Origin of the sequence: Falsiroseomonas sp. HW251, from assembly GCF_050563545.1 — a bacterium.
Lineage (GTDB): Bacteria > Pseudomonadota > Alphaproteobacteria > Acetobacterales > Acetobacteraceae > Falsiroseomonas.
Window position 1 is genome coordinate 273,431 of the sequence record NZ_JBNXUM010000004.1, and the last position, 22,355, is coordinate 295,785.

Genomic DNA, 22,355 nt, shown 5'->3' on the forward strand with positions numbered 1-22,355 from the left:
AAGCCGTGAATCGCCGGGCCAAGGAAAGCTGGACCCGTATCGGGCTGACGACAGTCAGCCCGATAGGTGTCTAGACCTGCGCCCATTCGCCGTCCGGCGCGCTGCGCGCAATCGCCGCCAGCGTCGCCGCGATGTCGAGCGATTCCGCCTCGCTCGCGCCATGCCATTCGCCGCCGCCGCGGACCAGCGAGGCGAAGCTCTCGGCCTCGAGGCGGAAGCCGTCGCCGGCGGGCAGGTCGATCGTCTCCATCGGCAGCGTGCCCTGGATGCCGCGACGCACGCGCAGCGGCAGCGTCGAAGCACCCGGCAGGGCATGGTTGGAATAGCCGGTCTCGATCACGCCGGCGTCGCCGACGACCAGTGCGTGCCGATGCGCCGCGACCGCCATGCTGCAATTCACCTGCGCGATCGCACCGGAGGGGAATTCCAGCGTCGCCGCCACCGCGGCATCCACCCCCGTCGTTGCCAGGCGCCGCGTCGCCTGCACCCGCGCCGGGCGCTCTCCCGCGGCGATGCGCGCGAGGCTGACGGCATAGGTGCCGGCATCGAGCAGCGCGCCGCCGCCGCGGTCGGGCAGCAGGCGGATATTCGCGGGATCGCCGACCGGCGCGCCGTCCGTCGTCACCAGCCGGAAGCCGAACGCCGCCGTGATCATCTGCACGCGCCCGACCGCGCCCTCGGCCAGCAGGCGCCGCAGCTCGACGGTCTGCGGCTGCGCCATGTAGGGATAGGCCTCGCGCAGCACCACGCCGTGCCGGCGCGCCGCGTCGAACATGGCGCGCGCATCGGCCTCCCCGATCGCGATCGGCTTCTCGCAGAGCACGTGCTTCCCCGCCGCGCAGGCCCTGATCGCCCATTCGGCGTGGAGGTCGTTGGGCAGCGGGATGTAGACCGCCTCGATCGCGGGATCCGCCAGCAGCGCCTCGTAGGACGGCAGCGCGCGCGGAATGCCGAGTTCGGCCGCGAAGGCCTCCGCCTTCGCCGCGCCGCGGCTCGCCACAGCCTCGACCGAGGCCAGCGCCGATCCCGCGACGCCGCGGGCGAAGGCGCGCGCGATGTTCGCGGCGCCGAGGATGCCGACGCGCAGGGGTGACGGGCTTGCCGCGTCGGCGCTGGGCATGGTCGCCGGCATCATGGCCGCGACAGCGCCGAGCGCGGGAAACGCCGCAGCAGCAGAAGGCCGATCCAGAGGAAGACCGAAAGCACCACCACTTGCGCCAGGAGGAAGGACGCCTCGGTCTGCGTCGGCGCGAGCTCGACCAGCGCCGGCTGCTTCTGGAAGGTCTGCACCAGCCCGACGAAGCTGTTGAGGTAGAGCGCCGCGACCGCCGCGAGGATATAGGCCGTACGCCAGCGCCCCTCGAGTTGCCGCGCATAGAGCGCGAAGGCAGCGACGGCGAGCGCCACGATCGAGACGGCGCCGACGACATGGGCCGGCGTCACCGCGCTTGCCGGGAAGAGGTAGCCGCTCGCCGAGGTCAGGAAGGTGCAGGCCAGGAACAGCGCCGTCCAACCGCCGAGCCAGCGATCCGCGAGCATCGCACCGAGCGCCACCAGCCCCGCGCCGATCCCGGCGAGGCTGATGGCGACATGCAGCGCGGTGAAGGCGGCGAATGAAAGCCCGAGCATGGCCTTGTCCCGTGGCGGAGAGTGCCGGCCATCAGGCGGCAGGCATGGCACCGCGCGCAAGTGGATTCGGCGACCCGCCGCGGCGCCGTCAGACCGGCACGGCGCCCGGCGGCTTCAGCGCGGTCAGCACGAAGCTGCTCCGCGTCTCCTTGACGCCGGGCATGCGCAGCAGCGCCTTCAGCGCGAATTCGGCATAGGCGTCGAAATCGGCGGCGACGACATGCAGCATGTAGTCCATGTCGCCGCTCATCGCCCAGGCCGCGAGCACCTCCTCGCGCGAGGCGATCGCCTTGTGGAAGGCCTCGGCCACTTCCTCGGCGTGGCTGGACAGCGCGACCTGCACGAAGGCCTGGATCGGCAGGCCGACGCGGCGCGGATCCACCTGCGCGGCATAGCGTGCGATCACGCCCTCCTCCTCCAGTCGCCTGATCCGGCGCAGGCAGGGCGTGGCGGAAAGGCCCACCTCCTCGGCCAGCTGGGTCACCGCGATGCGGCCGTCGCGCTGCAGGACGCGCAGGATGCGTCGGTCGGCGGCATCGAGCTCGGTGGCGGATTTCACCCTGGACATGACCCATCCTGGCGGATTCCTGCGGAGATCGCCAGCAACGCCGCCCATTCCGCCGCTTTTCGCTTTCGCTCCTGCGCTACTTCTCTCCCACCCCCGAAGGAACCGCGTCCATGGACATCCCCCCCGACCGCACCGCCGTCGCCGGCGCCGTCTCCGACCTCAACCCGATGGGCACCGACGGCTTCGAATTCGTGGAGTTCACGGGCCCCGACACCGCGCATCTCGAGTCGACCTTCGCCTCCCTTGGCTTCGCGCCCGTCGCGCGCCACCGCTCGAAGCGCGTCACGCTCTGGCGCCAGGGCGACATCAACTTCGTCGTCAACGCCGAGCCCGAGAGCTTCGCGCAATCCTTCCAGCGCGTGCACGGCGCCTCCGCCTGCGCCATGGCCTTCCGCGTCGCCGACGCCGCGCAGGCCTATGCCCGCGCCATCGCGCTCGGCGCGAAGCCCGTCACCGGCAAGGTTGGCCCGATGGAGCTCAACATCCCCGCCATCGAGGGCATCGGCGGGTCCCTGCTCTATTTCGTGGACCGCTACGGCGAGAAGGGCAGCATCTACGACGTGGACTTCCGCTGGACCGGCGAACGCGATCCGCGGCCCGCCGGCAACGGCCTGACGGTCATCGACCACCTCACCCACAACGTCCATCGCGGCCGCATGGATGTATGGTGGCAGTTCTACGAGCGGCTCTTCAATTTCCGCGAGATCCGCTACTTCGACATCGAGGGGAAGCTGACGGGCCTCAAGTCCCGCGCGCTGACCAGCCCCTGCGGCCAGATCCGCATCCCGATCAACGAAAGCTCCGATGACAAGAGCCAGATCGAGGAATACCTCCGCGCCTATAACGGCGAGGGCATCCAGCATGTCGCGCTCGGCACCACCGACATCTTCGCGTCGGTCGAGGGCATGCGCGCGCAGGGCGTCGCCTTCATGGACACGCCCGACACCTATTACGAGCTGCTGCCGACGCGCATGCCGGACCTCGGCAAGGATGAGCTCGCGCGCCTCGCCGCCAACCGCATCCTGACCGACGGCGCGCCGACGCCGGAAGGCGGGCGGCTGCTGCAGATCTTCACCGGCACGCTGATCGGCCCGATCTTCTTCGAGCTGATCCAGCGCAAGGGCGACCAGGGCTTCGGCGAGGGCAATTTCCGCGCCCTCTTCGAATCCATCGAGCTCGACCAGATCCGCCGAGGCGTTCTCAAGCCGGCGGCGGCCTGACGCGCGAAGGGGCCGGCCTCCGGGACCGGCCCCCTCCTCCCCCGGCAGCTCGTCAGAGGATGAAGTCGGATGCCGTCAGGCCGGTGACGCCGAAGACGAAGATCCCGAAATCCGCCCCGCCATCGCCGTTCACGTCGGCATAGACCGTGGTGCTGCCGTTCTGCTCCTGCAGCCACAGCGTGCCCGCGTCGATGAACATCGGCATCGCAGCGTTGAAGCTGAAGGCCTGGTTGCCGGTCATCCCCGCCATCTGGTTGGCGTCGATGGCCGAGACGTCGATCTTGTCCACGCCCTTCTCGAAGTCCCAGACGCCGTCGAGCGCGCCGCCATAGGGGCTGTCGGTCACCGCCTCGAAGCGGAAGGTGTCGGCCCCCGCGCCGCCATACATGTGATCCAGGCCGCCACCGCCGGCCAGCAGGTCCTTGCCGTCGCCGCCCTTTAGGATGTCGTTGCCCGCGCCGCCATAGACCTTGTCGTCGCCCGCGCCGCCATCCACGCTGTCGTTGCCCACGCCGCCATAGGCGCGGTCGTTGCCGACCCCGCCCGACAGCGTGTCGGCCCCGGCATCGCCGTAGAGCAGGTCGTTCCCGCCGTCGCCTTGCACCAGGTCGTTCCCGTTGCCGCCATACATCGCATCGAAGCCCGATCCGCCGAACATCCGGTCGTGGCCGTCCATGCCGAGCAGCACGTCACCGGCCATGCTGCCGACGATCTGGTTGGCGAGCGCGTTGCCCGTGCCGTTGACGGCGACGAGGCCCTGGAAGGTCAGGTTCTCGACGTTGGCCGCCAGGGTGTAGGTGGTGAGCGTGGTGATCACCGAGTCCACGCCCTGGCCGGCGCTCTCGACCACCTTGTCGCCGGCATTGTCCACGTAATAGGTGTCGTTGCCTCTGGCACCCATCATCGTGTCGGCTCCTTCGCCACCGTCGATCGTGTCGTTGCCGAAGGTCGTCGTGTCCGCTTCGTTGTCGCCGCGCAGGTAGTCGTTGCCGGTGCCGCCGAGGAGTTTGTCGTGCCCGCCGTCGCCGTACAGGCCGTCGGCCCCGTTGCCACCGTACATCGTGTCGTTGCCGCCCTCGCCGGACATCCCGATCTGCGACCCGGCATCGGCGTGCATGACGTTGTTCAGCGAGTTGCCGCTCACCCAGGAGGGCAGCTTGTACCCGTCATAGGGGCCGCCCGGATCGCTGAGCACCACGTTGTCGATGATCAGGTTCTCGACGTTCTCCGCGAGCGCGTAGGACTGCTCGAGAGTGCGGATGCCGAGGCGGACGGTGTCGGTACCCTCGTTCGCGTTCTCCTGGATCACGAAGGTCTGCCCGGCGCCGACGACGTAGGTGTCGTCGCCCGTGCCGCCCTGCAGCGTGCTCTGCCCCCCGTTCATCGAGGAGGTCGCGGTCAGCCGGTCATTGCCCGCGCCGCCGATCACGAGGTCGGCGCCGTTCGACCCGCCGTAAAGCGTGTCGTTGCCAAGGCCGCCGTTGATCGTATCGTTGCCGAGGCCGCCGCCGATGTTGTCGTCGCCGCCGAGGCCGTTGATCGCCGTGGCATCGGTCTCTGCGGACACGCTGAACACGTCGTTCTGGCCGTCGAGCAGGTTGTAGAGCTTGGTCATGTCGGTCTCTCCTTCGGATCCTGCGCCGGGATCGGCGCGGTGGAGGGACCATGCCCGCGTCGCATTGCGGGCGGACTTCGCGGCGTGGCGTGGCGCGTAACGATTGTGGTGCGCCCCACGCGCCCTGGCGTCCGTTTCGAAACATTGTGGCGCGGTCGAGCCGTCAGCCCGACAGCATGCGCCAGCCCGACGCGTCCGGAAGCGCGCCCCCGTCCGCGCTCAAGCCGGCCGCGGAGGAACCCTCAGCGCGACGGCGCCGCGTTCGGCGCCGTCAGCTCCCGCAGGAGCTGGTTCACCGCGGGGCCTTCCTGCGACATCGGAGGGCCGGATGGCGCGACCGGCGCCGCCGGCGCGTTCGGGCTGGTGCCGGTCAGCCCCTGGAAGAGCTGGTTCACCGCCGCCCCCTGCGCCGCATTCTGCTGCGCATCGGGCCGCACCCCCGCCGCGGCCTCGCGTTCGCGCACCACAGCGGCATCGGGCTCGCGCTCGTCGCGCGCGGTCGGCAGCAATTGCGCCGCGGCTGGCGCGGCGATCAGCATGAGGCAGGCGACGAGGCGCGGGCGCATCGGATTGTCCCTCCGATGCGAGCCTAGCGCCGTTCGCCGCGGCGCGCCAAACCTGTCGCGCTCAGACGGCCAGCCGCGCCCGGACCTCCGGCGGCTCCGCGGCCAGCGACGCGGCCTTCCGCTCCGCCAGCGCAAGCACCCGCGCCGCATCCTCGATGTCGGCGGCCTCGCGCGGGATATCGAGAATGAAGGTGCGCGCGCCCATCGCGATGTAGCGCGCCAGCTCCTCCGCCACGCTGTCGTCGTCGCCGACGAGATAGGGGCAGAAGGTCGCGTAGTTCTCGAAGGGCCATAGCCAGTACACGTCGCCCGTCGCCGCCGATTGCCGCGCCAGGTTCGAGAGCTGGTGGTGCCAGACGGAATCGCTTGTCTTCATCGCAAGCGCGGCGGCGACCTTGCCCCGCCGGTCCTCGGGGAAGCGCGACCAGGCGATCCGCCAGGCCTCCTCCCGGTCAGGGCGCGCGATGATGCCGACGCGAACGCCGCGCCGCAGGCCGTGCGGCACCGGCGCGGCCGCGGCGACGGAGGGTGGCTGCGGATACTCCACCGCCGTCGCCCCGATCGCCAGCGCGGCGGCGCGCCCGGCCTCGGACGAGCCGGAGATCAGCCAGCCCGGCAGCAATTCCTCCGGCACGGGCGGCGTCATGCGCAGGCCGCGCACGCCGTAGTAGCTGCCCGCGAAGCTGAAGGCGGCGGTCTCGCCGAGCAGCCCCTGCATGACCTTCGCGTATTCCACCGTACGCGCGTAGCGCTCGTCATGCGGCGTGGTGTCGCCGAGCGCGAGCAGGTCGTTCTTGAACCCGCCGGCCAGCATGTTGAGCCAGATCCGCCGGCCATGCAGGAAGGCCAGCGACGCCACCATCTTCGCCGCGGAATAGGGGTTCATGTAGATCGGCTGCACCGCGACCAGCGGGGCGAGCTGCCGCGTGTTGCACAGCACGGCCTGCGCGACGAGCCAGGGATCCACGATGCTGTTCTCGGCATAGACCAGGATCCCCGCGCAGCCCGCCTCGTCGCTCCAGGACGCGATCTCCAGCGTGCGGCGCAGGTAGTCGCGCGCCTCGAAATCCCGGGAATGCGGGCAGGTCGTGAAGACCTCCAGCGTTGCGGCCTTGCCCATCGTCCTGTCCCTTCCCGTGGTCATGCGATCGCGCGCTCCGGCATGGCGCGCGCCGAAAGCCGTCGGCCCCGCAGCAGCGCGAGCGGCACGAAGTCGTCCGCGCGCAGGAACCCGCCGTCGATCGAGGCCGGCGCCGGCACGTCGCGCGACCACCAGAAGGCCGGCCGCGGCGGCGCGCCGAGGAAGCCGGCGCGCTCCAGCGCCGCGGTCTTGGCCGGATCGCCCGCCAGGCAGCGGATCAGCCCCGCCCCGTCACGCGCCAGCGCGCGCGCCGTCTCGGCCACCACCCAGTCCGCGGTGGCCTGCGTGCCATCGGCGAGCTGGAGGTGGACGATGAAGCCCTCGAGCCCCGCCGCTGCCGGCGCGAGCAGCGAGAAGGACACGCCGACCAGCGCGCCGGCGACCCGGAAGGCCAGGCTGAGCGGGCGCCCGAGCGTCGGCGGGATGCGCCGCATCCAGTCATGCTCGGCCCGCGGCAGCAGCTCCACCAGCCCCGCCGCGCGCGGCGTCGGCGCCTCCTCCGCGGGATCCCATGGCTCGATGCGCGCATCGGGTCCGGGTGGCGGCGCGGGGCGCGGGCGACGCAGCGGCACGAAGCCGGGGATGGCGCGCGCCAGCGCCTCCTGCTCCGGCCAGCGACGGCGCAGCAGCCCCGCCGCCAGGCCGCGCGCCTTGATCGGGAGGTAGCGGACATCGAGCGACGGCATCGCCGCCCAGCGCAGCTTCGGCAGCAACGCAAGCGTCGGCGGCGTTCCGCCCACCGACACGATCGGCTCCTTCTGCTGCATCAGCTTGCGCATCAGCACGACGCCGATGCCGGCCGGGCGATGGCTCGGCGCGCAGTACCAGTCGCAATGCTCGCGCAGCATCACTGGCCTGCCGTCCAGCAGCCAGGGCCTGACGAAGCTGTCGATCATCGCCACGCAGCGCTCACCGTCGAAGGCAAGCCAGGTGCGCCCATCCGAAGGCCGCTCGCGATAGCGCCAGGCCACGATCTCGCGCTGGATGGCGTCGTCCCAGCTCGGCTCCCAGGATTCCCGCAGCAGCGCCTCGAATGCGGGGCGCGTGGCGGGCTCGAGCGGCCTCAGGCTCAGCGGCATCGCGGGGTCACCTCAGCCGGCCTCCGCATCTGCGTCCAACAGGAAGGCGTCCGCGACCATGCCGAGCGTGAGCCCGCCTTCCAGGTCGAGCAGCAGCGGATCGAAGCTCAGCCCGCAGGCCGCCTCGACGTCCAGGATCACGTCGAGCAGCGCGGCGGAATCGACGACGCCGGCTTCCAGCAGGCGCGTCTCCGGCGTCAGCGGCACGCCGGCGGCGCCGGGATGCTGCCGCACCGCCAGGGTCAGCATGTCGAGGATCCGCTCTCTCCGGCCTGACAGGCCCTCGTCGAGCATGCGCGTCACTCCAGGATTTCCGCAGGGATGATGACGGCGCGCTCGACCTGGCGCGCGGCCCGCCGCGCCCATCGCACGGCGGCATGACGCGGTGTCGCGATCAGGCAGGAATAATCCGACGGCCCCAAGACGCACCCCCGATGCTGGCCGGGCCAGCAATGACACGGCACAGATATCCGCAAGACCGCGGACATCCTGCGGTCCTTCGACGTAGTGATCCGAACGATTCTCGCTCGTGCCGAATAACAGACCTGCACGGCGCTGCCCGAGTCACACACGCGTGCTATGTCGCCGCCGCACGCAAAAGCACGCGACACGTCTTTACTCCACGTCATCTTCCGGAAATCAGCGGGTGTCGCCGATCGTTTTGTCGACGTTATTTACTTTTGGCAACGCCGACATCTCACCTCGAATCCGCCGACACCGTCAGCGGTCACCCGCCCTTCGGCGCTTGCTCCGTCGGCGCGGTGCGGCAGGCGCCGCTCTCCGCGACACCGCCATGCCGCGCCGAGAGGATCGGGCACGCGTCGGAGCCAGGGCCGGGAGGGCGTCGGCCGCCGCCCGGCCGGCCCAGCAGCCGTCGCCAGCCCGCCTCGTCGAGCAGCCTTCCCGCGTGCCGCGCCCGCGTGACGCGCAGCGCCTGGCCGTCGCCGCAGGCCATGGCCGGCCCTGCCTCGTCCAGCGCCGCCACGGCGCCCGGCGCCGCGTCCGTCCTGCCCGCCGGCGCCGTCCGCAGCACCTCCACCTCACCGCCTGGCGCCTGCATCGCCGCGACATAGCTCGGCGAGCGGAAGGGCTCGTAGTTGCCCGCGCGCACGAAATCGGCGACCGCGCGCGCGGGCAAGGTCCAGTCGATACGCCCGTCCAGCGCATCGCGATGGCGGAAGATGCGCCGGCGCGACAGGTCCTGCGGCATGCGCGGCAGCGTCCCGCCCTCCGCGATGCGCGCCGCCGCCTCCGCCGCCAGCCGCGCGGCCTCGCCCAGCGCGCGGCGGAACAGCGTGAGGCCGGTGTCGTCGTCGCGGATCGGGAAGCGCGACGCCGCGACGATCGGGCCGGCATCCACGCGCGTCTCCATCACATGCAGCGTCGCGCCGAAGTCGCGCGCGCCGTGGCGGATCGCCCATTGATGCGCGTGCAGCCCGCCATACTCCGGCAGCGGGCCGGGATGCGCATTCAGCGCACGCCCGTCGAACAGGTCGAGCAGCGCCGCCGGCAGCACCAGCGTGGAGTTCATCGAGACCAGCCAGTCCGGCGCCAGCGCGCGCACCGCCGCGATTCCGTCCGCGCGCGCCAGCGACGCCGCCTCAATCCCGCCCTCGCTGGGCTGCGTGCTTGCATGGCCCGCGAGCCGCGCGCCGGGCATCGCCGCGATGGCGCGCGACAGCTGCGCCGCCGCGAAGCCCTCGCCGACTACGAGGAAGGACGCCACGCTCAGGCCGGGACGCGCGCGGCCATCCGTCCGGCCAGCGCGAAGACGCGCGCGGCATCTTCGAGGTCGCGTTCCTCCCGCGGGATGTCGAGGATGAAGCTCCTCGCCCCCATCGCGACGTAGCGCGCGATCTCGGCCGCCACGCTGGCGTCGTCGCCGACGAGGTAGGGGCAGAAGGTCTTGTAGTTCTCGAAGGGCCAGAGCCAGTAGACCTCCTCCGCGCCGGCCTGTTGCGCCAGGCCGGAGAGCTGGCGGTGCCAGACGGAATCGCTCGTCTTCATCGCGAGCTGCGCGGCGATCTGCCCGCGGCGGTCCGCGGGAAAGCGCGACCAGGCGACGCGCCAGGCTGCCTCCCGGTCGGGCCGCGCGACGATGCCGACGCGCACGCCACGCCGCAGCCCCGGCGGCACCGGCGCGGCGGCGGCCTTGGCTGGCGGCTCCGGGTATTCCACCGCGACCGCGCCGATCGCGAGCGCCGCGGCGCGCCCGGCCTCCGACGATCCGCTGATCAGCCAGCCCGGCGCGAGCTCCGGCGGCAGGGCGGGCGCCAGCCGCAGCCCCTTCACGGCATAGTACCGGCCCTCGAGGCTCACCGCCTCGCCGGCCAGAAGCCCCTGCATCACCCGCGAATACTCCACCGTGCGGGCGTAGCGCTCGTCATGCGGCGTGGTGTCGCCGAGCGCGAGAAGGTCGTTGCGGAAGCCGCCCGCCAGCATGTTCAGGCAGACACGCCGCCCCGTCAGGAAAGCGAGCGAGGCGACCTTCTTCGCCGCGGCGTAAGGATGCATGTAGACCGGCTGCACCGCGACCAGCGGCGCGAGCCGCCTCGTGCCGCGGATCACCTCCTGCGCGACGGTCCAGGGGTCCACGATCGCGTTGTCGGTATAGACCAGCATCCCCGCGCAGCCAGCCGCGTCGGACCAGGACGCGACCTCCAGCACGCGGCCGGGATAGTCCCGCGGCGCGTGGTCCTTGGACTGCGGGCAGGTCGTGAAGACCTCGATCGCGTCGCCGAACATCGCGTGCTTCTCCTCAGGCAATCGCGGCCAGGCGCCGGCCGCGCAGCGCATCGAGCGGCACGGCGTCGTCGGCGCGCAGGAACCCCGCATCCAGCGCGGAAGGCGGCGCGAGGTCGCGCGACCACCAGAAGACCGGGCGCGGCGTCGCGGCCAGGAAGCCCGCGCGTTCCAGCGCTGCGACCGTGGCCGGCGCGCCGGCGAGGCAGCGGATCAGCCCCGCGCCCAGGGAGGCCAGCGCCAGCGCGGTCTCCGCCACCACCCAGTCCACGATGGCCTGCGACGCCTCGGCGATCTGCAGGCGGACGATTGTCGCCTCCTGCCCCGCCACGGCGGGCGCGAGCAGCGAGAAGGACGCGCCGACCGCGACGCCGCCCAGCCGGAACAGCAGCGCCACCGGCCGCGCCAGCGTGGCCGGCACGCGGCAGAGCCATTCATGCGCCGGGCGCGACAGCAGCTGGACCAGACCCGGTGCCTGCGGCACGGGCGCCTCCTCCGCGGGATCCCAAGGCTCGATCCGCGCGGCGTCGCCCGGCGGCGCGGCGGCGCGCGGCGGGCGTAGCGGCAGGAAGCCCGGGATGGCGCGCGCCAGCCCTTCCTGCGCCGGCCAGCGCCGCCGCAGCAGCCCCCCCGCCAGTCCGCGCGCCTTCACCGGCAGCACGAAGGCACGCATCGGCGGCAGCGCCGCCCAGCGCAGCCGCGGCAGCAGCGACAGCGTCGCCGCCGTGCCGCCGATGGACAGCATCGGCTCGCTCTGCTGCATCATCCGGCGCATCAGCGCGATGCCGAGCCCCGCGGGCCGGTGGCTCGGCGCGCAATACCAGTCGCAGGTCTCGCGCAGCGTCACCGGCCTGCCGTCCAGCAGCCAGGGCCTGACGAAGCTGTCGAGCAGCGCGACGCAGCGATCCCCGTCGAAGGCGAGCCAGGTGCCGCCATCGTCCTGCCGCGCGCGGTAGCGCCAGGCCGCGAGGTCCCGCTGCAGCCCCGCATCCCAGTTCCGCGCCCAGGCCTCGGCCAGCAGCGCCTCGAAGGCGGGATACGCCGAGGCATCCAGCGGCCGCAGGCTCAGCGTCATGCCGGCGTCATCCCGACGCGGCCTCGGCATCGGCCGGCAGGAAGGCGTCGGCAAGCATGCCGAGCGTCAGCCCGCCCTCGAGGTCGAGCCGCAGCGGATCGAAGGACAGGCCGGTTTCCGCCTCCACCTCCAGGATGACGTCGAGCAGCCCCGTGGAATCGATCACGCCGGTCTCCAGCAGCCGCGTCCCTTCCGCAACCGCCGCCGAGGCCGCGGCAGGATGGCGCCGCAAGGCCCCGACCAGCAGATCCAGCACCCGGCCGCGGCGCGAGGCGCGGTCGTCCAGCATCAATGTCCCTCCAGCATGCCGCGCAGGCGGCCGAGGTCGGTCTTGCCGTTGTCGTTCACCGGCCAGGCGGCCACGCGGTGCAGCCGCGACGGCAGCGCCGTCGGCGGCAGGATGCGCCGGCAGGCCGCCAGCACCTCCTCGTCGGTCGCGAAGCCGTCGGGAATGAAGCCGACGACCCCGCGCGCGAGCCCGTCCGCATCCACCGGCCAGGCGATGGCGGCGGCGAGGTCGCTGCCCGTCGCGCGGCGCAGCGCGGCCTCGATCTCCTGCAGCTCGATCCGGTGCCCCGCGATCTTCACCTGCCGGTCCATCCGGCCGAGGAAGACCAGCCCGTGGACGGGATCGCGCCGCGCGCGGTCGCCGGTGCGGTACCAGCGCGTTCCGGCGGCGTCCGCGACGGCGGGCGGCGCGAAGCGTTCGGCCGTCAGCGCGGGCCGCGCGAGATAGCCGTCTGTGACCTGCGCGCCGCCGAGGCAGAGCTCGCCCGCCTCGCCCGGCGCGGCCTCCCGTCCATCGGGGCCGAGCACGACCGCGCGCGCGCCCGGCAGCGGCTCTCCGATCGGGGCGATGTCGGGCAGTCCCCCGGGCAACCCGGCGGGGTCGCGCGGCAGGCGCCAGGCCGTGATCGCGATCGTCGCCTCGGTCGGGCCATACAGGTTCTCCACCGTCGCGTTCGGCGCGGCCTCGGCGAAGCGATGGGCGAGCCGCGTCGGCAGCGCCTCGCCGCAGAACAGCGCCCAGCGCAGCGCGGGGAAGTCGCCCGGGCGCAGCAGGCGCAGCCTTTCCATGAAGCTCGCGGTGGAGGGGACGGAGAACCAGAAGCTCAGCTCGTGCCGGCGAGCGAAGTCGCGCGGCGCCATCAGCACCTCGGCCGGCGGGCAATGCAGCGCCGCGCCCGCGGTCCAGCACAGGAACATGTCGTGTGCCGAGAGGTCGAAGCCGAGCTCGAAGAACTGGCTGAAGCGGTCCTCCGGCCCGGGCGCGTAGCGCGCGGCGGCGGCGCGGAGATAGGCGACGAGGTTGCGGTGCCGCACCTCCACCCCCTTGGGCTCGCCGGTGCTGCCCGAGGTGAAGAGCAGATAGGCCGCGTCGCTGGGCGCGGCGGCGAGCGGCGCCCCGGGCGCGGACAGGTCGGCCCGCGTCAGCACGCGATGCGGCAGCCGCGCCGCCCAGTCCGGCGCGGCGGTCGCGTCCGGCATCACCAGCGTCAGCGGCTGCCGCGGTGAGGCCTCGGCCAGCGCGCGCGCGGCGGGCATCGCGGCCTCGTCCACCACCACCACCGCGGCGCCGGCCTGGCGCAGCACGCCGGCGATGCGGTCGGGCGGATGGCGCGGGTTGAGCGGGACATAGGCGCATCGCGCGAGCAGCGCGCCGAGCACGCCGGTGAACGCCGTCAGGCTGCGCGCGCCGAGGATGGCGCAGCGCCGCGCCGGCCCCGCCGTCGCCGCGATCGCGCCGGACAGGCGCGCGGCGCGGTCGAACAGCTCGTCATAGGCGATCGCCGTTCCCTGCACGAAGAGCGCGGTGCGGCGCGGCCACCGCGCGGCGGCGTCGAGCAGCATCGCGGTCAGGTTGTCGGCACCCTGCGGCCCCACGCGCGCACCCCCTGTGCTGTCGGAAAGCCCGCCTTCGCGGCGGCTGTCTCTGCGGTCCGCGACGGTCGCTGCGGCCCGTGAGCGGGATAACAGCGCGGCGCCGGTGGTCGGAGTCACACATGCGTGCGACACGGAATGGCAATCATCACGCCCGTGATACGTGGGGGAAACCGGACGAAATGCGTCTGGCGGCGCGCCGGTTTCATCGCCGCGCGGCGACGTGCTCGTCGAGGCCGAGCTGCTCGCGCCGCGCCGCGTCCCGGCGCGCGGCATTGGCGCGGCCCTCCGCCAGCATCTCCACCGCGCGCTGCCGCGTGCGGCGATCCGCCAGCGCCATGCGCGCGAGCTCGAGCGAGCCCTGCGCCCGGCGCAGCGCCTGCGCCGCGCGTTCGCGTTCCGCCAGGCCCTTCGGCAGGAAGGCCGCGTAATCCGCCGGCGCGCCGTGCCGCTCCGCATCCAGCGCGGCATCCGCCGCCGCCGCGCGCGCCGCCGCCGCCGACAGCGCTTCCTGCTGGGACGCCAGAATCCGCCGCGCCTGCTCGACCTCCAGCCGGCGCAGCCGCGCCAGCACCGCCAGCGGATCACGCGGCATCGCGCGGATCCTCCATCGCCTCCGCGAGGCGCGCAAAGGCGGCGGCGACATCCTCCCGCGTCTCGTCGCGGCGCTGCGCGATCAGCGCCTCGATGCGCGGGGCGAGGCGCAGCGCCTCGTCCACCGCCGGATCGGTCCCCGCGCGGTAGGCGCCGAGCCGCACCATGTCCGCCATGTCGGCCGCCAGCGCCAGGATCGCGCGCGCGCTCCGCAGCAGCGCCGCTTCCTCCGGCTCGAGGCAGCCGGGGACGGTGCGCGACAGGCTGCGCAGCACGTCCACCGCGGGATAGCGCCCGCGCTCGGCAATGGCGCGGTCCAGCACGACATGCCCGTCCAGGATGCCGCGCACGGCGTCGGCGATGGGCTCGTCGTGGTCGTCGCCCTCGACCAGCACGGTGGCCAGCAGCGTGATCGAGCCCGTCTTCTCCCCCGCGCCTTCCTCCCCCGGCCCGGCGCGTTCCAGCAGGCGCGGCAGTTCGGCGAAGACACTCGGGGGATGCCCGCGCGTGGCCGGCGGCTCGCCGGCCGCCAGCCCGATCTCGCGGCAGGCCAGCGCGAAGCGCGTGACGCTGTCGAGCAGCAGCAACACGCGCTTCCCCTCGTCGCGGAAATGCTCGGCGACGGTCATCGCCGCCAGCGCGGCCTCCCGCCGCAGCGGCGCGGCCGCGTCGGAGGTCGCGCAGACCACGACGCTGCGCGCGAGCCCCGCGAGGCCGAGGTCGTCCTCCACGAATTCGCGCAGCTCGCGCCCGCGCTCGCCGACCAGGCCGAGCACCGCGACGTCGAAGCCCGGCGCGGCGGCCAGCATGGAGAGCAGCGTGGACTTGCCGATGCCGGATGCCGCGAAGAGCCCAAGCCGCTGGCCCTCGCGCATCGTCGCGAAGAGGTCGAGGGCGCGCACGCCGAGCGCGGCGCGCGGCCCGAGCCTGGCGCGTCGTCCCGGGGCGGGCGGTGGCGCCTCCAGCGCGCGCGGCCGCGGCCCCGGCGCCGGGGCGGGAAGCCCGTCGAGCGGCGCGCCGAGGGGATCGAGCACGCGCCCGAGCCAGGCGTCGGAGGGGGATAGCCGCGGCGGGCCGAGCAGGCGCGCGACTTCCCCGGCGCGGGCGCGGCTGCGGCCGAGCGGCAGGGCTCTGGCGCCGTCGGGTCCGGTGGCGACGATCTCGGCGAGCGTGTCGCCGACGAGCAGGCGATCGCCGAGCGCCGGCGGCGGCCGGAACCCCTCGGTCTCGAGGGCGAGGGCGCTGACGGCGCGGAGCCTGGCCTCGGCGGCAGCGATTTCAACCTGCGCGAGCAGGGCTTGGGCGAGGGACTGCCTTGCCAGGAAAGTCGAAACGTTTTGTTTGTTCATACGAATCGCATTTTTTGGACTTTTTAACCTTCAGTTTCCGTTTTTTCTTAAAAAAAGGGCTTTCATTTCGTGTTCAGGCGGCTCAGTTTGCACGCCTGGGATGTGGAGGTACCGTCAATGCGTGTCCTTTTGGTTGAAGACGATACGATTGTCGCCCGGGGCGTCTCCCTGGCGCTGAAGCAAGCCGCGATGATTGTCGACACGGCTGATACGGGTGAAGAATCTTTGGAACTCGCCCGGCTCTACGATTACGACATCATCGTCCTCGACCTCATGCTCCCGGACATGGAGGGCTACGAGGTCGTCCGCCGCCTCCGCGCCGCCCGGATCGAGACGCCCGTCCTGATCCTCTCCGGCCTCACCCGTCCCCAGGCAAAGGTCCGCGGCTTCGGCATGGGCGCCGACGACTACATCACCAAGCCCTTCGACCAGCAGGAGCTGGTGGCCCGCATCCAGGCCATCGTCCGCCGCGCCAAGGGCTTCAGCCAGCCGACGCTGAGCGTCGGCCCGCTGACCCTCAACCTCGGCTCGCGCGAGGTCCAGGTCGAAGGCCGCAACGTCCACCTCACCGGCAAGGAATACGCCGTCCTCGAACTGCTGACGCTCCGCAAGGGCGTGGTGCTCACGAAGGAGGCCTTCCTGAACCACCTCTATGGCGGCATGGACGAGCCCGAGGTGAAGATCATCGACGTCTTCATCTGCAAGCTCCGCAAGAAGCTCGCCCAGGCCGGCGCCGGGGAGTTGATCGGCACGGTCTGGGGCCGCGGCTACGTGCTGCGCGACCCCAGCGGCCAGGGCCGCATCACCATCGCCCCGCCCGACCTGGCCCGCGCCGTCGCCGCGGTCGCCTGACCGCGCGCGGCGCAACCCAGCCCCGAACCGCCCACCCTTGCGATCCCCCGCCGGACAGGGAAGAAACCCTGTCCGATCAGCGGAGGGATCGCCGCCGTGGATGACGGCCTCGCCTGGTTCGCCTCGGCGACCGCCTTCGCCGTCTCCATGTCCGGCAGCCCCGGCCCGAACAACACCATGCTCACCGCCTCCGGCGCGACATGGGGCTTCCGCCCGACCGTCCCCCATATGGCCGGCATCGCCGTCGGCCTGCCCGTGATGCTGCTGGCGCTCGCACTCGGCCTGGGCGAGGTGCTGCACGCCGCCCCCTGGCTGCACGACGCCATGCGCTGGGCCGGGGCGGCCTACATGATCTGGCTGGCGTGGAAGATCGCCACCGCCGATCCCGAACCCGCCGGCGCGAACGGCAGTCGCGGATCGCGCCCGCTGACCTTTCTCCAGGCCGCGCTGTTCCAGTGGGTGAACCCCAAGGCCTGGGTCGTCGCGCTCGGCGCCATCGCGGCCTACACCACCACGACGGGGCTGGCGCTGGTCGGCCAGGTCGCGCTGCTCGGCGCGATCTTCCTGGTGGTGACCCTGCCGATCACCGCGGGCTGGACGATGGTCGGCATTGGCGCCGCCAGGCTGCTCCGCACCCGCCGCGCGCTGCGCGCCTTCAACCTGGCGATGGCCGCGCTGCTGGTGGCCTCGCTCCTGCCGATGCTGCGTCACTGACGCACGCGCCGCCGCAAGCCGCTTGCACGCGACGCCGCCGAAGGCCGAGGCTGCGGGCGAGGAGACGCCCATGCCGAACGACGCCCCGCCGCTGACCATCCGCGGCCTCGCGGTCCGCACGGTCAACCCGCCGATCGACCCGCCGGTCCGAACATCGGCCGGCACGCTCGCCGCGGCGCCGCTGGTGCTTCTCGACCTCCATACGGACGAAGGCGTCACGGGCCGCGCCTATGTCTTCGCCTATACGCCGGCCGCCCTCGGCCCGACCGCGGCGATGGCCGCGAACCTCGCGCCGCTGGTCGCCGGCCGCCGCCTCGCCCCCGCTGCCCTGACGCGCGAGCTCGCGCAGCGCTTCCGCCTGCTCGGCACGGAGGGGCTGGTCGGCATGGCGCTGGCGCTGTTCGACATGTCGGCTTGGGACGCCGTGGCGCGCGCCGCCGGCCTGCCGCTCGCGCGCCTGCTCGGCGCGACCGGCGAGGAACGCATCCCCGCCTATTGCAGCCTGCGCGCCTGGGACGCGGCGGCGCTCGCGGACGAAGCGGGCCGGGCGGTCGCCGCCGGCTTCCGCGCGGTGAAGCTGAAATTCGGCCACCCCACGCTGGAGGCCGAGCGCGAGACCTGCCGCGCCGTGCGCGCCGCGGTCGGGGATGCGGTCGAGATCCTCGTGGACCCGAACCAGGCCTTCACCGTGCCGGAGGCGATCCGTCGCGCGCGGCACTATGCGGAATGGGGCATCGCCTGGCTCGAGGAGCCCGTGCGCGCCGGCGACCTGGCGGGCCACGCCGCGATCCGCCGCGCCGTGCCGTCCCTGCCCGTCCAGCGCGGCGAGAACGACTGGGGGCCGGAGGGCATCGCCGCCTCGCTCGCCGCCGGCGCGTCGGACCTGCTGATGCCCGACGTGATGAAGGTCGGCGGCGTCACCGGCTGGATGGAGGCGGGCGCGCTCTGCAAGGCGGCCGGCGTGCCGATGAGCAGCCATCTCTTCATCGAGACCAGCGCGCATCTGCTGGCGGCGACGCCGGGCCGCGACCGCCTGGAATGGCTGGACCTGGCCCGCCCGGTGCTGGCGGCGGGCAGCCCGGCGCTGGCGGAGGGCTGCGCGGTGCCGGGCAGCGCGCCTGGCATCGGCCTCGAATGGGACGAGGCGGCGATCGCCCGCTACGCAGCGTGATCCGTCAGTACAGCATCTTCCGGTAGACCTCTGGCATCCGCGCATCCAGCGCGGCGGCATCGGTGCGCCCCGCCGTGTGCTCCGCGATCAGCTTTCCGAGCGTCGGCACGGCGGCCTTCGGCCGGCCCTCCCACAGGCGGGACCGGATCAGCGCCTTGCCGCATTGCATGAAGAGGCTGTCCACCGCGACCACCAGCAGCGTCGTCGGCGGCTTGCCGTCGGCGGCGTGGCGTTCGCGCAAGGCAGGGTCGGTGGTGATCCGCGCGCGGCCATGCACCCGCAGCGTCTCGCTCGCGCCGGGGACCAGGAACAGCAGCGCGACGCACGGGTCGTGCAGGATGTCGCGCAGCGCGTCGAGGCGGTTGTTGCCGCGCCGGTCCGGCAGCACCAGCGTCCGCTCGTCCGCGACCTCCACGAAGCCAGGCGCGTCTCCGCGCGGCGTGACGTGCAGGCCCTGCGGCCCGTTCGTGCCGAGCAGCAAGAAGGGGCTCGCGGCGATGAAGGCGCGCGTCGCCGGGCCGATCAGCCGCCCCTCCTTGGCACGCGCGACCTCGCTGGCTTCGCCATAGAGCGCCTCCAGCGCCTCGGGCGTGGTGATGGCATGCGGATCGAAGGGCGCGTTCATGCCGGCAGGCTGGCAGAAGCGCCGGCCGGCGTCACGCTCTCTTGCCGCGCCCCGCGCGCCGGCGTGATCATCGCGCCATGCCGCGCCTGCTGCCGCTCCTCCTGCTTCTCCTCCCCGCCGCCGCGCTCGCGCAACCCGAGGAGGAGGGACGCATGAGGGCCGAGCTGCAGGCCGCCCAGGCCGCCTGCGGCGCGCCCGCCAGCCCCGCCCAGCGCGAAGCCTGCGCCCGCCGCGACGCGCTGGCCGATGAGATCGTCCGCTTCGGGCTCTGCCACGGCCGCAGAGGCGTGATCGGCGCGGAGGTGCATCGCTGCACCGCGCGGTCGGACTGGCCGGGCGGCGGCCTGCCGAACGGCATGGCCTTCCCCCGCGGCATGCCGGCCGCGGCGCTGCAGGCCGAGATCCCCGGTACGCGCTGCGACGCCGTGTCCTGCCGCTTCCGACCCCTGCCCCGCGGCCTCTGCCCCGATGCCGAAACCGACGCGCCGCAGGGCCGCGGCGCCGGCGCCTGCACGGAGCTCGTGCTCACGTTGAAGGACGGCCGCGTCGCCGGCTTTGAGGCGCGCTATCCCGACCGCGCCTGGCGCGCGCAGCTCGGCGTCGCGCGGGAGAGCCTCGGCCGCGGCACGCGATGGATTGTCGCGGGCGGCACGCTGGAATTCGGCGGCGCCGAGGGCGCGCGGCGCGTGCGCTTCGCGTCCGCGAACTGAAGGGGTCGGGCTACGCCGCCATCCGCTTCGCCGCCAGGCCATAGACCCCGCGCTCGCCCGGCACCGGCACCAGCTTCTCGGTCAGCCCGATCACCGTCTCCGCCGCGCCGAGATAGAGCACGCCGCCCGGCGCCAGCTGCCTCGCCATCATCTCCAGCACGCGCGTCTTGGTCGGCGTGTCGAAATAGATCAGCACGTTGCGGCAGAAGATCACGTCGAAGCGGCCGAGCCCCGCGCAATCCGCCAGCAGGTTGCCTTCCTGGAAGCGCACCATGCCGCGCAGCGCCGGCTTCACCCGCCAGCCGCCGCCTTCCTGCGCGAAATGCGCCATCAGCGCGCGGATCGGCAGCCCGCGCTGCACCTCGAACTGGCTGAACAGGCCGTCGCGCGCGCGGCTCACCACCTCGCGCGAGATGTCGGTGCCGACGATCTCCACCCGCCCGGCCGAGGCGCCCAGCGTGTCGGAGACCAGCATCGCCACGGAATACGCCTCCTGCCCCGAGGAGCAGGCCGCCGACCAGATCCGCACGCGGTCGGGCCGGCCGGCGAGCAGCCCCGGCAGGATCGTCCTGAGGTGGTCGAAGGGGCGGCCGTCGCGGAAGAAGCTGCTCTCATGCGTGCAGAGCGCCTCCGTCACCGCGCGCTCCAGCGCCTCCTCCGGCGCGGCGCGCAGCTTCTGCCCCAGCGCCGCGATCGAGCCCAGCGCGAAGCGCTGCAGCACGGGCCCGAGTCGCGTCTCCAGCAGATAGGCCTTGTCGTCGGTCAGCACGATGCCGGCGCGCCTGCGCACCAGCGCCGCCACCTCGGCGAAACCCGGCTGCATCACGAAGCTCCTTCGCAGGCGGCGAGCAGTCGCGCCGCGATTTCCTCGGGCGGCGCGAGAAGGCTCGCGACGCCGGCCCTGGCCACCGCGCCCGGCATGCCCCAGACCACCGAGCTCGCCTCGTCCTGCGCCATCACCGTCCCGCCGGCGGCGACCAGCGCGCGGCCGCCTTCCAGCCCGTCCTGGCCCATGCCGGTCAGGATCGCGGCGACGACGCGCCCGCCGCAGGCCGCCACCAGGCTGCGCAGCATCGGGTCCACCGCGGGGCGGCAGAAATTCTCCGCCGGCCCGTCGGACAGCCTGGCGACGAGCTTGTCGTCGGCCGCCTGCACCAGCAGGTGCCGGTCCCCCGGCGCGAGGTAGAGCCGGCCGGGATGCAGCACCTCGCCTTCCTTCGCCTCGGCGCAGGGCAGGCGCTTGAGCCGGTCCAGGTGGTCGGCGAGCAGCGCGGTGAAGCCCGCCGGCATGTGCTGCACGACAAGGACGGGCACCGATGGCGGATGGCGCAGCGCGCCGATGAGCGAGGCCAGCGCCTGCGGCCCGCCCGTGGAACTCCCGATCGCGAGCGCGCGCGGCCTGCCCGGCCGGAGTGCCGCGCGCAGCATCGGCGCCGCCGGCAGCCGCGCCGCGGGCGCGGACGTCACGGGCCGCGACGCGAGGGGCGCGGGACGCGGCCGGCGGCGCATCCGCGCCCAGCCCGCGACCTTGGCGCGCAGGTCCTCGGCGAAGCGCGGGTCGGACACGCCGCCCGCCGCTGCGGAGGGCTTCGGGACATAGTCCACCGCGCCCGCGCGCAGCGCCCGCATCGTGGCGTCCGCGCCCTTCTGGCTCAGCGCGCTGGCGACGATCACCTGCACGCCGGGTGCCGCGCGAAGGATCAGCGGCAGCGCCGTAAGCCCGTCCATCACCGGCATCTCGAGGTCGAGCAGCACGACTTCCGGCCGCTGCGCCGGCGCCATGGCCGCGAGCATCTCCACCGCCTGCTGCCCGTTGCGCGCCTCATGCGCGACCGCGATGCCGGGCGGGGCGGCGAGCAGCCGCCGCAGCGCGCCGCGCGCCACCGCGCTGTCGTCGCACAGCATCACCCGGATCGCGTCCGCCGCCGCGTCCGGCCGCTCCGCCGGCAGGGCGGTCACGCGGCTTCCCTGAGCAGGCCGAGCTGCGCCAGCTTGCCGCCGAGGATCTCCGCGTCGAAGGGCTTCATCACGTATTCCTGCGCGCCCGCTTCGAGCGCCTGCAGGATCCTCTCCTGCGTGTTCTCGGTCGTGCAGAGCATCACCACCGGCCTGCGCTCACCGATCTCGGCCCGCGCCGCGCGCAGGAACGCGAGCCCGTCCATCACCGGCATGTTCCAGTCCAGCAGCACGAGGTCCGGCACCGTGTCGCGGCAGGCCTCGAGCGCCTTCCGGCCGTCCTCGGCCTCGCGCACGGCGAAGCCGAAGCCTTCCAGCAGGCGGCGCGCGGCCTTGCGCACCACGCGGCTGTCATCCACCACCAGGCAGTCGCGCCCCTGGCCTTCCAGGATCTCGAAGCTCATCGGTCCTCCCCGATCGCCAGCAGCCGGTCCACCTCCAGCTGGATCAGCAGCTGCCCGTCGCGCCGCTGCACCCCGCGCGACACCTCGCGCCAGGTCAGGTCGAGCGTCGGCGGGTTCGGCTCGCAATCCGAGGGCGACAGCGGCAGCACCTCGCCGACCTCGTCGGCGAGCATCGCGTAGAGCTCGCTGCCCTGCTCGACGACGATGCTCATCGGCGCCGACCCGCCGGGCCGCGCCGGCAGGCCGAGCCGCCGCCGCAGATCCACCGCCGTCACGATCCGCCCGCGCAGGTTCATCGCGCCCTCGATTTCCGGCGGCGCCAGCGGGATGGGCGTGATGCTCTGCGGCCCCAGCACGTCACGCACGGCGAGCACCGGGACGCCGCAGGCCTGGCCGCCGACGGTGAAGGTCAGCACCAGCTCCGTCGCGCCGAGGCTCCGGTGGTTCTCGGTCATGCCCATCAC

Annotated in this window: 26 protein-coding genes; 5 read left to right on the forward strand and 21 right to left on the reverse strand. The window is 73.1% G+C overall.

Annotated elements, in window-relative coordinates; genetic code table 11:
* Nucleotides 1-70: 70 nt before the first annotated feature.
* From ACLF3M_RS06740 to ACLF3M_RS06750, 3 genes are all read right to left on the reverse strand, one after another.
* Nucleotides 71-1,120, reverse strand: coding sequence for a Gfo/Idh/MocA family protein (locus ACLF3M_RS06740; protein WP_430656101.1), 1,050 nt, complete (start codon nt 1,118-1,120; stop codon nt 71-73).
* Between the two features lie 11 nt (nt 1,121-1,131).
* Nucleotides 1,132-1,629 carry a hypothetical protein gene (locus tag ACLF3M_RS06745; protein WP_430656102.1) on the reverse strand — a complete coding sequence of 166 codons (498 nt, stop codon included), beginning with the start codon at nt 1,627-1,629 and terminating at the stop codon, nt 1,132-1,134.
* 88 nt (nt 1,630-1,717) lie between these two features.
* Entirely contained in the window at nt 1,718-2,197 is a 480-nt protein-coding gene (locus ACLF3M_RS06750; RefSeq protein ID WP_430656103.1) for an Lrp/AsnC family transcriptional regulator, read from the reverse strand.
* A 110-nt stretch (nt 2,198-2,307) separates the two neighbouring features.
* Here ACLF3M_RS06750 and hppD point away from each other — a divergent pair, with 110 nt between their 5' ends.
* Complete coding sequence (hppD, locus tag ACLF3M_RS06755) at nt 2,308-3,417, forward strand: 4-hydroxyphenylpyruvate dioxygenase (RefSeq protein ID WP_430656104.1); 1,110 nt, start codon at nt 2,308-2,310, stop codon at nt 3,415-3,417.
* Nucleotides 3,418-3,469: 52 nt separating this feature from the next.
* On the opposite strand, the gene ACLF3M_RS06760 is transcribed toward hppD, so the two are convergent.
* The 12 genes from ACLF3M_RS06760 to ACLF3M_RS06815 all read right to left on the reverse strand — a co-directional run bounded on the left by ACLF3M_RS06760 (nt 3,470) and on the right by ACLF3M_RS06815 (nt 15,459).
* Nucleotides 3,470-5,032 carry a calcium-binding protein gene (locus ACLF3M_RS06760; RefSeq protein WP_430656105.1) on the reverse strand — a complete coding sequence of 521 codons (1,563 nt, stop codon included), beginning with the start codon at nt 5,030-5,032 and terminating at the stop codon, nt 3,470-3,472.
* A 242-nt stretch (nt 5,033-5,274) separates the two neighbouring features.
* Nucleotides 5,275-5,598, reverse strand: a complete 324-nt coding sequence (locus ACLF3M_RS06765) for a hypothetical protein (RefSeq protein WP_430656107.1) — start codon at nt 5,596-5,598, stop codon at nt 5,275-5,277.
* 61 nt (nt 5,599-5,659) lie between these two features.
* Nucleotides 5,660-6,742, reverse strand: a complete 1,083-nt coding sequence (locus tag ACLF3M_RS06770) for an LLM class flavin-dependent oxidoreductase (RefSeq protein ID WP_430656108.1) — start codon at nt 6,740-6,742, stop codon at nt 5,660-5,662.
* On the reverse strand, nt 6,739-7,818 hold the full coding sequence (locus ACLF3M_RS06775) for a GNAT family N-acetyltransferase (RefSeq protein WP_430656109.1): 1,080 nt from the start codon (nt 7,816-7,818) through the stop codon (nt 6,739-6,741). Before ACLF3M_RS06775 ends, ACLF3M_RS06770 begins: the two co-directional genes overlap by 4 nt.
* A 12-nt stretch (nt 7,819-7,830) precedes the next feature.
* Nucleotides 7,831-8,112: a hypothetical protein gene (locus tag ACLF3M_RS06780; protein WP_430656110.1), complete on the reverse strand. Its 282-nt coding sequence runs from the start codon at nt 8,110-8,112 to the stop codon at nt 7,831-7,833.
* A gap of 433 nt (nt 8,113-8,545) precedes the next feature.
* A complete protein-coding gene (locus ACLF3M_RS06785) occupies nt 8,546-9,544 on the reverse strand; it encodes a methionyl-tRNA formyltransferase (protein ID WP_430656111.1) in 999 nt (332 codons plus the stop codon).
* Between the two features lie 2 nt (nt 9,545-9,546).
* Nucleotides 9,547-10,563: an LLM class flavin-dependent oxidoreductase gene (locus ACLF3M_RS06790; RefSeq protein WP_430656112.1), complete on the reverse strand. Its 1,017-nt coding sequence runs from the start codon at nt 10,561-10,563 to the stop codon at nt 9,547-9,549.
* A gap of 13 nt (nt 10,564-10,576) precedes the next feature.
* Nucleotides 10,577-11,635 (reverse strand): GNAT family N-acetyltransferase, encoded by a 1,059-nt coding sequence (locus ACLF3M_RS06795; protein ID WP_430656113.1) that lies wholly within the window; start codon nt 11,633-11,635, stop codon nt 10,577-10,579.
* Nucleotides 11,636-11,642: 7 nt separating this feature from the next.
* Nucleotides 11,643-11,924, reverse strand: coding sequence for a hypothetical protein (locus ACLF3M_RS06800; protein WP_430656114.1), 282 nt, complete (start codon nt 11,922-11,924; stop codon nt 11,643-11,645).
* A complete protein-coding gene (locus ACLF3M_RS06805) occupies nt 11,924-13,519 on the reverse strand; it encodes an amino acid adenylation domain-containing protein (RefSeq protein ID WP_430656115.1) in 1,596 nt (531 codons plus the stop codon). Before ACLF3M_RS06805 ends, ACLF3M_RS06800 begins: the two co-directional genes overlap by 1 nt.
* 202 nt (nt 13,520-13,721) lie before the next feature.
* Nucleotides 13,722-14,111, reverse strand: coding sequence for a flagellar FliJ family protein (locus tag ACLF3M_RS06810; protein ID WP_430656116.1), 390 nt, complete (start codon nt 14,109-14,111; stop codon nt 13,722-13,724).
* Nucleotides 14,101-15,459 carry a FliI/YscN family ATPase gene (locus ACLF3M_RS06815; protein WP_430656117.1) on the reverse strand — a complete coding sequence of 453 codons (1,359 nt, stop codon included), beginning with the start codon at nt 15,457-15,459 and terminating at the stop codon, nt 14,101-14,103. Before ACLF3M_RS06815 ends, ACLF3M_RS06810 begins: the two co-directional genes overlap by 11 nt.
* A gap of 117 nt (nt 15,460-15,576) precedes the next feature.
* Between ACLF3M_RS06815 and ctrA the strand changes: the two genes are divergently transcribed.
* The 3 genes from ctrA (at nt 15,577) to ACLF3M_RS06830 (ending at nt 18,196) form a co-directional block, all read left to right on the forward strand.
* Nucleotides 15,577-16,311 (forward strand): response regulator transcription factor CtrA, encoded by a 735-nt coding sequence (ctrA, locus tag ACLF3M_RS06820; RefSeq protein WP_430656151.1) that lies wholly within the window; start codon nt 15,577-15,579, stop codon nt 16,309-16,311.
* 96 nt (nt 16,312-16,407) lie between these two features.
* Nucleotides 16,408-17,025 (forward strand): LysE family translocator, encoded by a 618-nt coding sequence (locus ACLF3M_RS06825; RefSeq protein WP_430656118.1) that lies wholly within the window; start codon nt 16,408-16,410, stop codon nt 17,023-17,025.
* Nucleotides 17,026-17,095: 70 nt separating this feature from the next.
* Entirely contained in the window at nt 17,096-18,196 is a 1,101-nt protein-coding gene (locus ACLF3M_RS06830; protein WP_430656119.1) for an enolase C-terminal domain-like protein, read from the forward strand.
* 4 nt (nt 18,197-18,200) lie between these two features.
* On the opposite strand, the gene ACLF3M_RS06835 is transcribed toward ACLF3M_RS06830, so the two are convergent.
* Together ACLF3M_RS06835 and ACLF3M_RS06840 are read right to left on the reverse strand one after the other, a co-directional pair.
* Entirely contained in the window at nt 18,201-18,821 is a 621-nt protein-coding gene (locus tag ACLF3M_RS06835; protein WP_430656120.1) for an MSMEG_1061 family FMN-dependent PPOX-type flavoprotein, read from the reverse strand.
* Nucleotides 18,818-18,955 carry a hypothetical protein gene (locus tag ACLF3M_RS06840; protein ID WP_430656121.1) on the reverse strand — a complete coding sequence of 46 codons (138 nt, stop codon included), beginning with the start codon at nt 18,953-18,955 and terminating at the stop codon, nt 18,818-18,820. The genes ACLF3M_RS06835 and ACLF3M_RS06840 overlap by 4 nt, the downstream gene beginning before the upstream one ends.
* Nucleotides 18,956-18,973: 18 nt before the next feature.
* Here ACLF3M_RS06840 and ACLF3M_RS06845 point away from each other — a divergent pair, with 18 nt between their 5' ends.
* The gene (locus ACLF3M_RS06845) at nt 18,974-19,531 is read left to right on the forward strand and encodes a hypothetical protein (protein ID WP_430656122.1); all 558 of its coding nucleotides are present in this window, start codon (nt 18,974-18,976) and stop codon (nt 19,529-19,531) included.
* A gap of 10 nt (nt 19,532-19,541) precedes the next feature.
* On the opposite strand, the gene ACLF3M_RS06850 is transcribed toward ACLF3M_RS06845, so the two are convergent.
* From ACLF3M_RS06850 to ACLF3M_RS06865, 4 genes are read right to left on the reverse strand one after another with little or no spacing between them, the layout of a single operon-like run.
* A complete protein-coding gene (locus ACLF3M_RS06850) occupies nt 19,542-20,354 on the reverse strand; it encodes a CheR family methyltransferase (RefSeq protein WP_430656123.1) in 813 nt (270 codons plus the stop codon).
* Entirely contained in the window at nt 20,354-21,490 is a 1,137-nt protein-coding gene (gene cheB, locus ACLF3M_RS06855; RefSeq protein ID WP_430656124.1) for a chemotaxis-specific protein-glutamate methyltransferase CheB, read from the reverse strand. The genes ACLF3M_RS06850 and cheB overlap by 1 nt, the downstream gene beginning before the upstream one ends.
* Nucleotides 21,487-21,891: a response regulator gene (locus ACLF3M_RS06860; protein ID WP_430656125.1), complete on the reverse strand. Its 405-nt coding sequence runs from the start codon at nt 21,889-21,891 to the stop codon at nt 21,487-21,489. Before ACLF3M_RS06860 ends, cheB begins: the two co-directional genes overlap by 4 nt.
* Entirely contained in the window at nt 21,888-22,346 is a 459-nt protein-coding gene (locus ACLF3M_RS06865) for a chemotaxis protein CheW (RefSeq protein WP_430656126.1), read from the reverse strand. The genes ACLF3M_RS06860 and ACLF3M_RS06865 overlap by 4 nt, the downstream gene beginning before the upstream one ends.
* Nucleotides 22,347-22,355: the final 9 nt, after the last annotated feature.

What these genes read in the sequence shown, in the direction of transcription:
- ACLF3M_RS06780 (WP_430656110.1), bottom strand. Translation starts at nt 8,112, where the DNA reads ATGCTCGACGAGGGCCTGTCAGGCCGGAGAGAGCGGATCCTCGACATG.
- ACLF3M_RS06760 (WP_430656105.1), bottom strand. Translation starts at nt 5,032, where the DNA reads ATGACCAAGCTCTACAACCTGCTCGACGGCCAGAACGACGTGTTCAGC.
- ACLF3M_RS06765 (WP_430656107.1), bottom strand. Translation starts at nt 5,598, where the DNA reads ATGCGCCCGCGCCTCGTCGCCTGCCTCATGCTGATCGCCGCGCCAGCC.
- ACLF3M_RS06810 (WP_430656116.1), bottom strand. Translation starts at nt 14,111, where the DNA reads ATGCCGCGTGATCCGCTGGCGGTGCTGGCGCGGCTGCGCCGGCTGGAG.
- ACLF3M_RS06815 (WP_430656117.1), bottom strand. Translation starts at nt 15,459, where the DNA reads ATGAACAAACAAAACGTTTCGACTTTCCTGGCAAGGCAGTCCCTCGCC.
- ACLF3M_RS06850 (WP_430656123.1), bottom strand. Translation starts at nt 20,354, where the DNA reads ATGCAGCCGGGTTTCGCCGAGGTGGCGGCGCTGGTGCGCAGGCGCGCC.
- hppD (WP_430656104.1), top strand. Translation starts at nt 2,308, where the DNA reads ATGGACATCCCCCCCGACCGCACCGCCGTCGCCGGCGCCGTCTCCGAC.
- ACLF3M_RS06865 (WP_430656126.1), bottom strand. Translation starts at nt 22,346, where the DNA reads ATGACCGAGAACCACCGGAGCCTCGGCGCGACGGAGCTGGTGCTGACC.
- ACLF3M_RS06835 (WP_430656120.1), bottom strand. Translation starts at nt 18,821, where the DNA reads ATGAACGCGCCCTTCGATCCGCATGCCATCACCACGCCCGAGGCGCTG.
- ACLF3M_RS06775 (WP_430656109.1), bottom strand. Translation starts at nt 7,818, where the DNA reads ATGCCGCTGAGCCTGAGGCCGCTCGAGCCCGCCACGCGCCCCGCATTC.
- ACLF3M_RS06860 (WP_430656125.1), bottom strand. Translation starts at nt 21,891, where the DNA reads ATGAGCTTCGAGATCCTGGAAGGCCAGGGGCGCGACTGCCTGGTGGTG.
- ACLF3M_RS06800 (WP_430656114.1), bottom strand. Translation starts at nt 11,924, where the DNA reads ATGCTGGACGACCGCGCCTCGCGCCGCGGCCGGGTGCTGGATCTGCTG.
- ACLF3M_RS06740 (WP_430656101.1), bottom strand. Translation starts at nt 1,120, where the DNA reads ATGCCCAGCGCCGACGCGGCAAGCCCGTCACCCCTGCGCGTCGGCATC.
- ACLF3M_RS06770 (WP_430656108.1), bottom strand. Translation starts at nt 6,742, where the DNA reads ATGACCACGGGAAGGGACAGGACGATGGGCAAGGCCGCAACGCTGGAG.
- ACLF3M_RS06830 (WP_430656119.1), top strand. Translation starts at nt 17,096, where the DNA reads ATGCCGAACGACGCCCCGCCGCTGACCATCCGCGGCCTCGCGGTCCGC.
- ctrA (WP_430656151.1), top strand. Translation starts at nt 15,577, where the DNA reads ATGCGTGTCCTTTTGGTTGAAGACGATACGATTGTCGCCCGGGGCGTC.
- ACLF3M_RS06750 (WP_430656103.1), bottom strand. Translation starts at nt 2,197, where the DNA reads ATGTCCAGGGTGAAATCCGCCACCGAGCTCGATGCCGCCGACCGACGC.
- ACLF3M_RS06790 (WP_430656112.1), bottom strand. Translation starts at nt 10,563, where the DNA reads ATGTTCGGCGACGCGATCGAGGTCTTCACGACCTGCCCGCAGTCCAAG.
- ACLF3M_RS06795 (WP_430656113.1), bottom strand. Translation starts at nt 11,635, where the DNA reads ATGACGCTGAGCCTGCGGCCGCTGGATGCCTCGGCGTATCCCGCCTTC.
- ACLF3M_RS06845 (WP_430656122.1), top strand. Translation starts at nt 18,974, where the DNA reads ATGAGGGCCGAGCTGCAGGCCGCCCAGGCCGCCTGCGGCGCGCCCGCC.
- ACLF3M_RS06745 (WP_430656102.1), bottom strand. Translation starts at nt 1,629, where the DNA reads ATGCTCGGGCTTTCATTCGCCGCCTTCACCGCGCTGCATGTCGCCATC.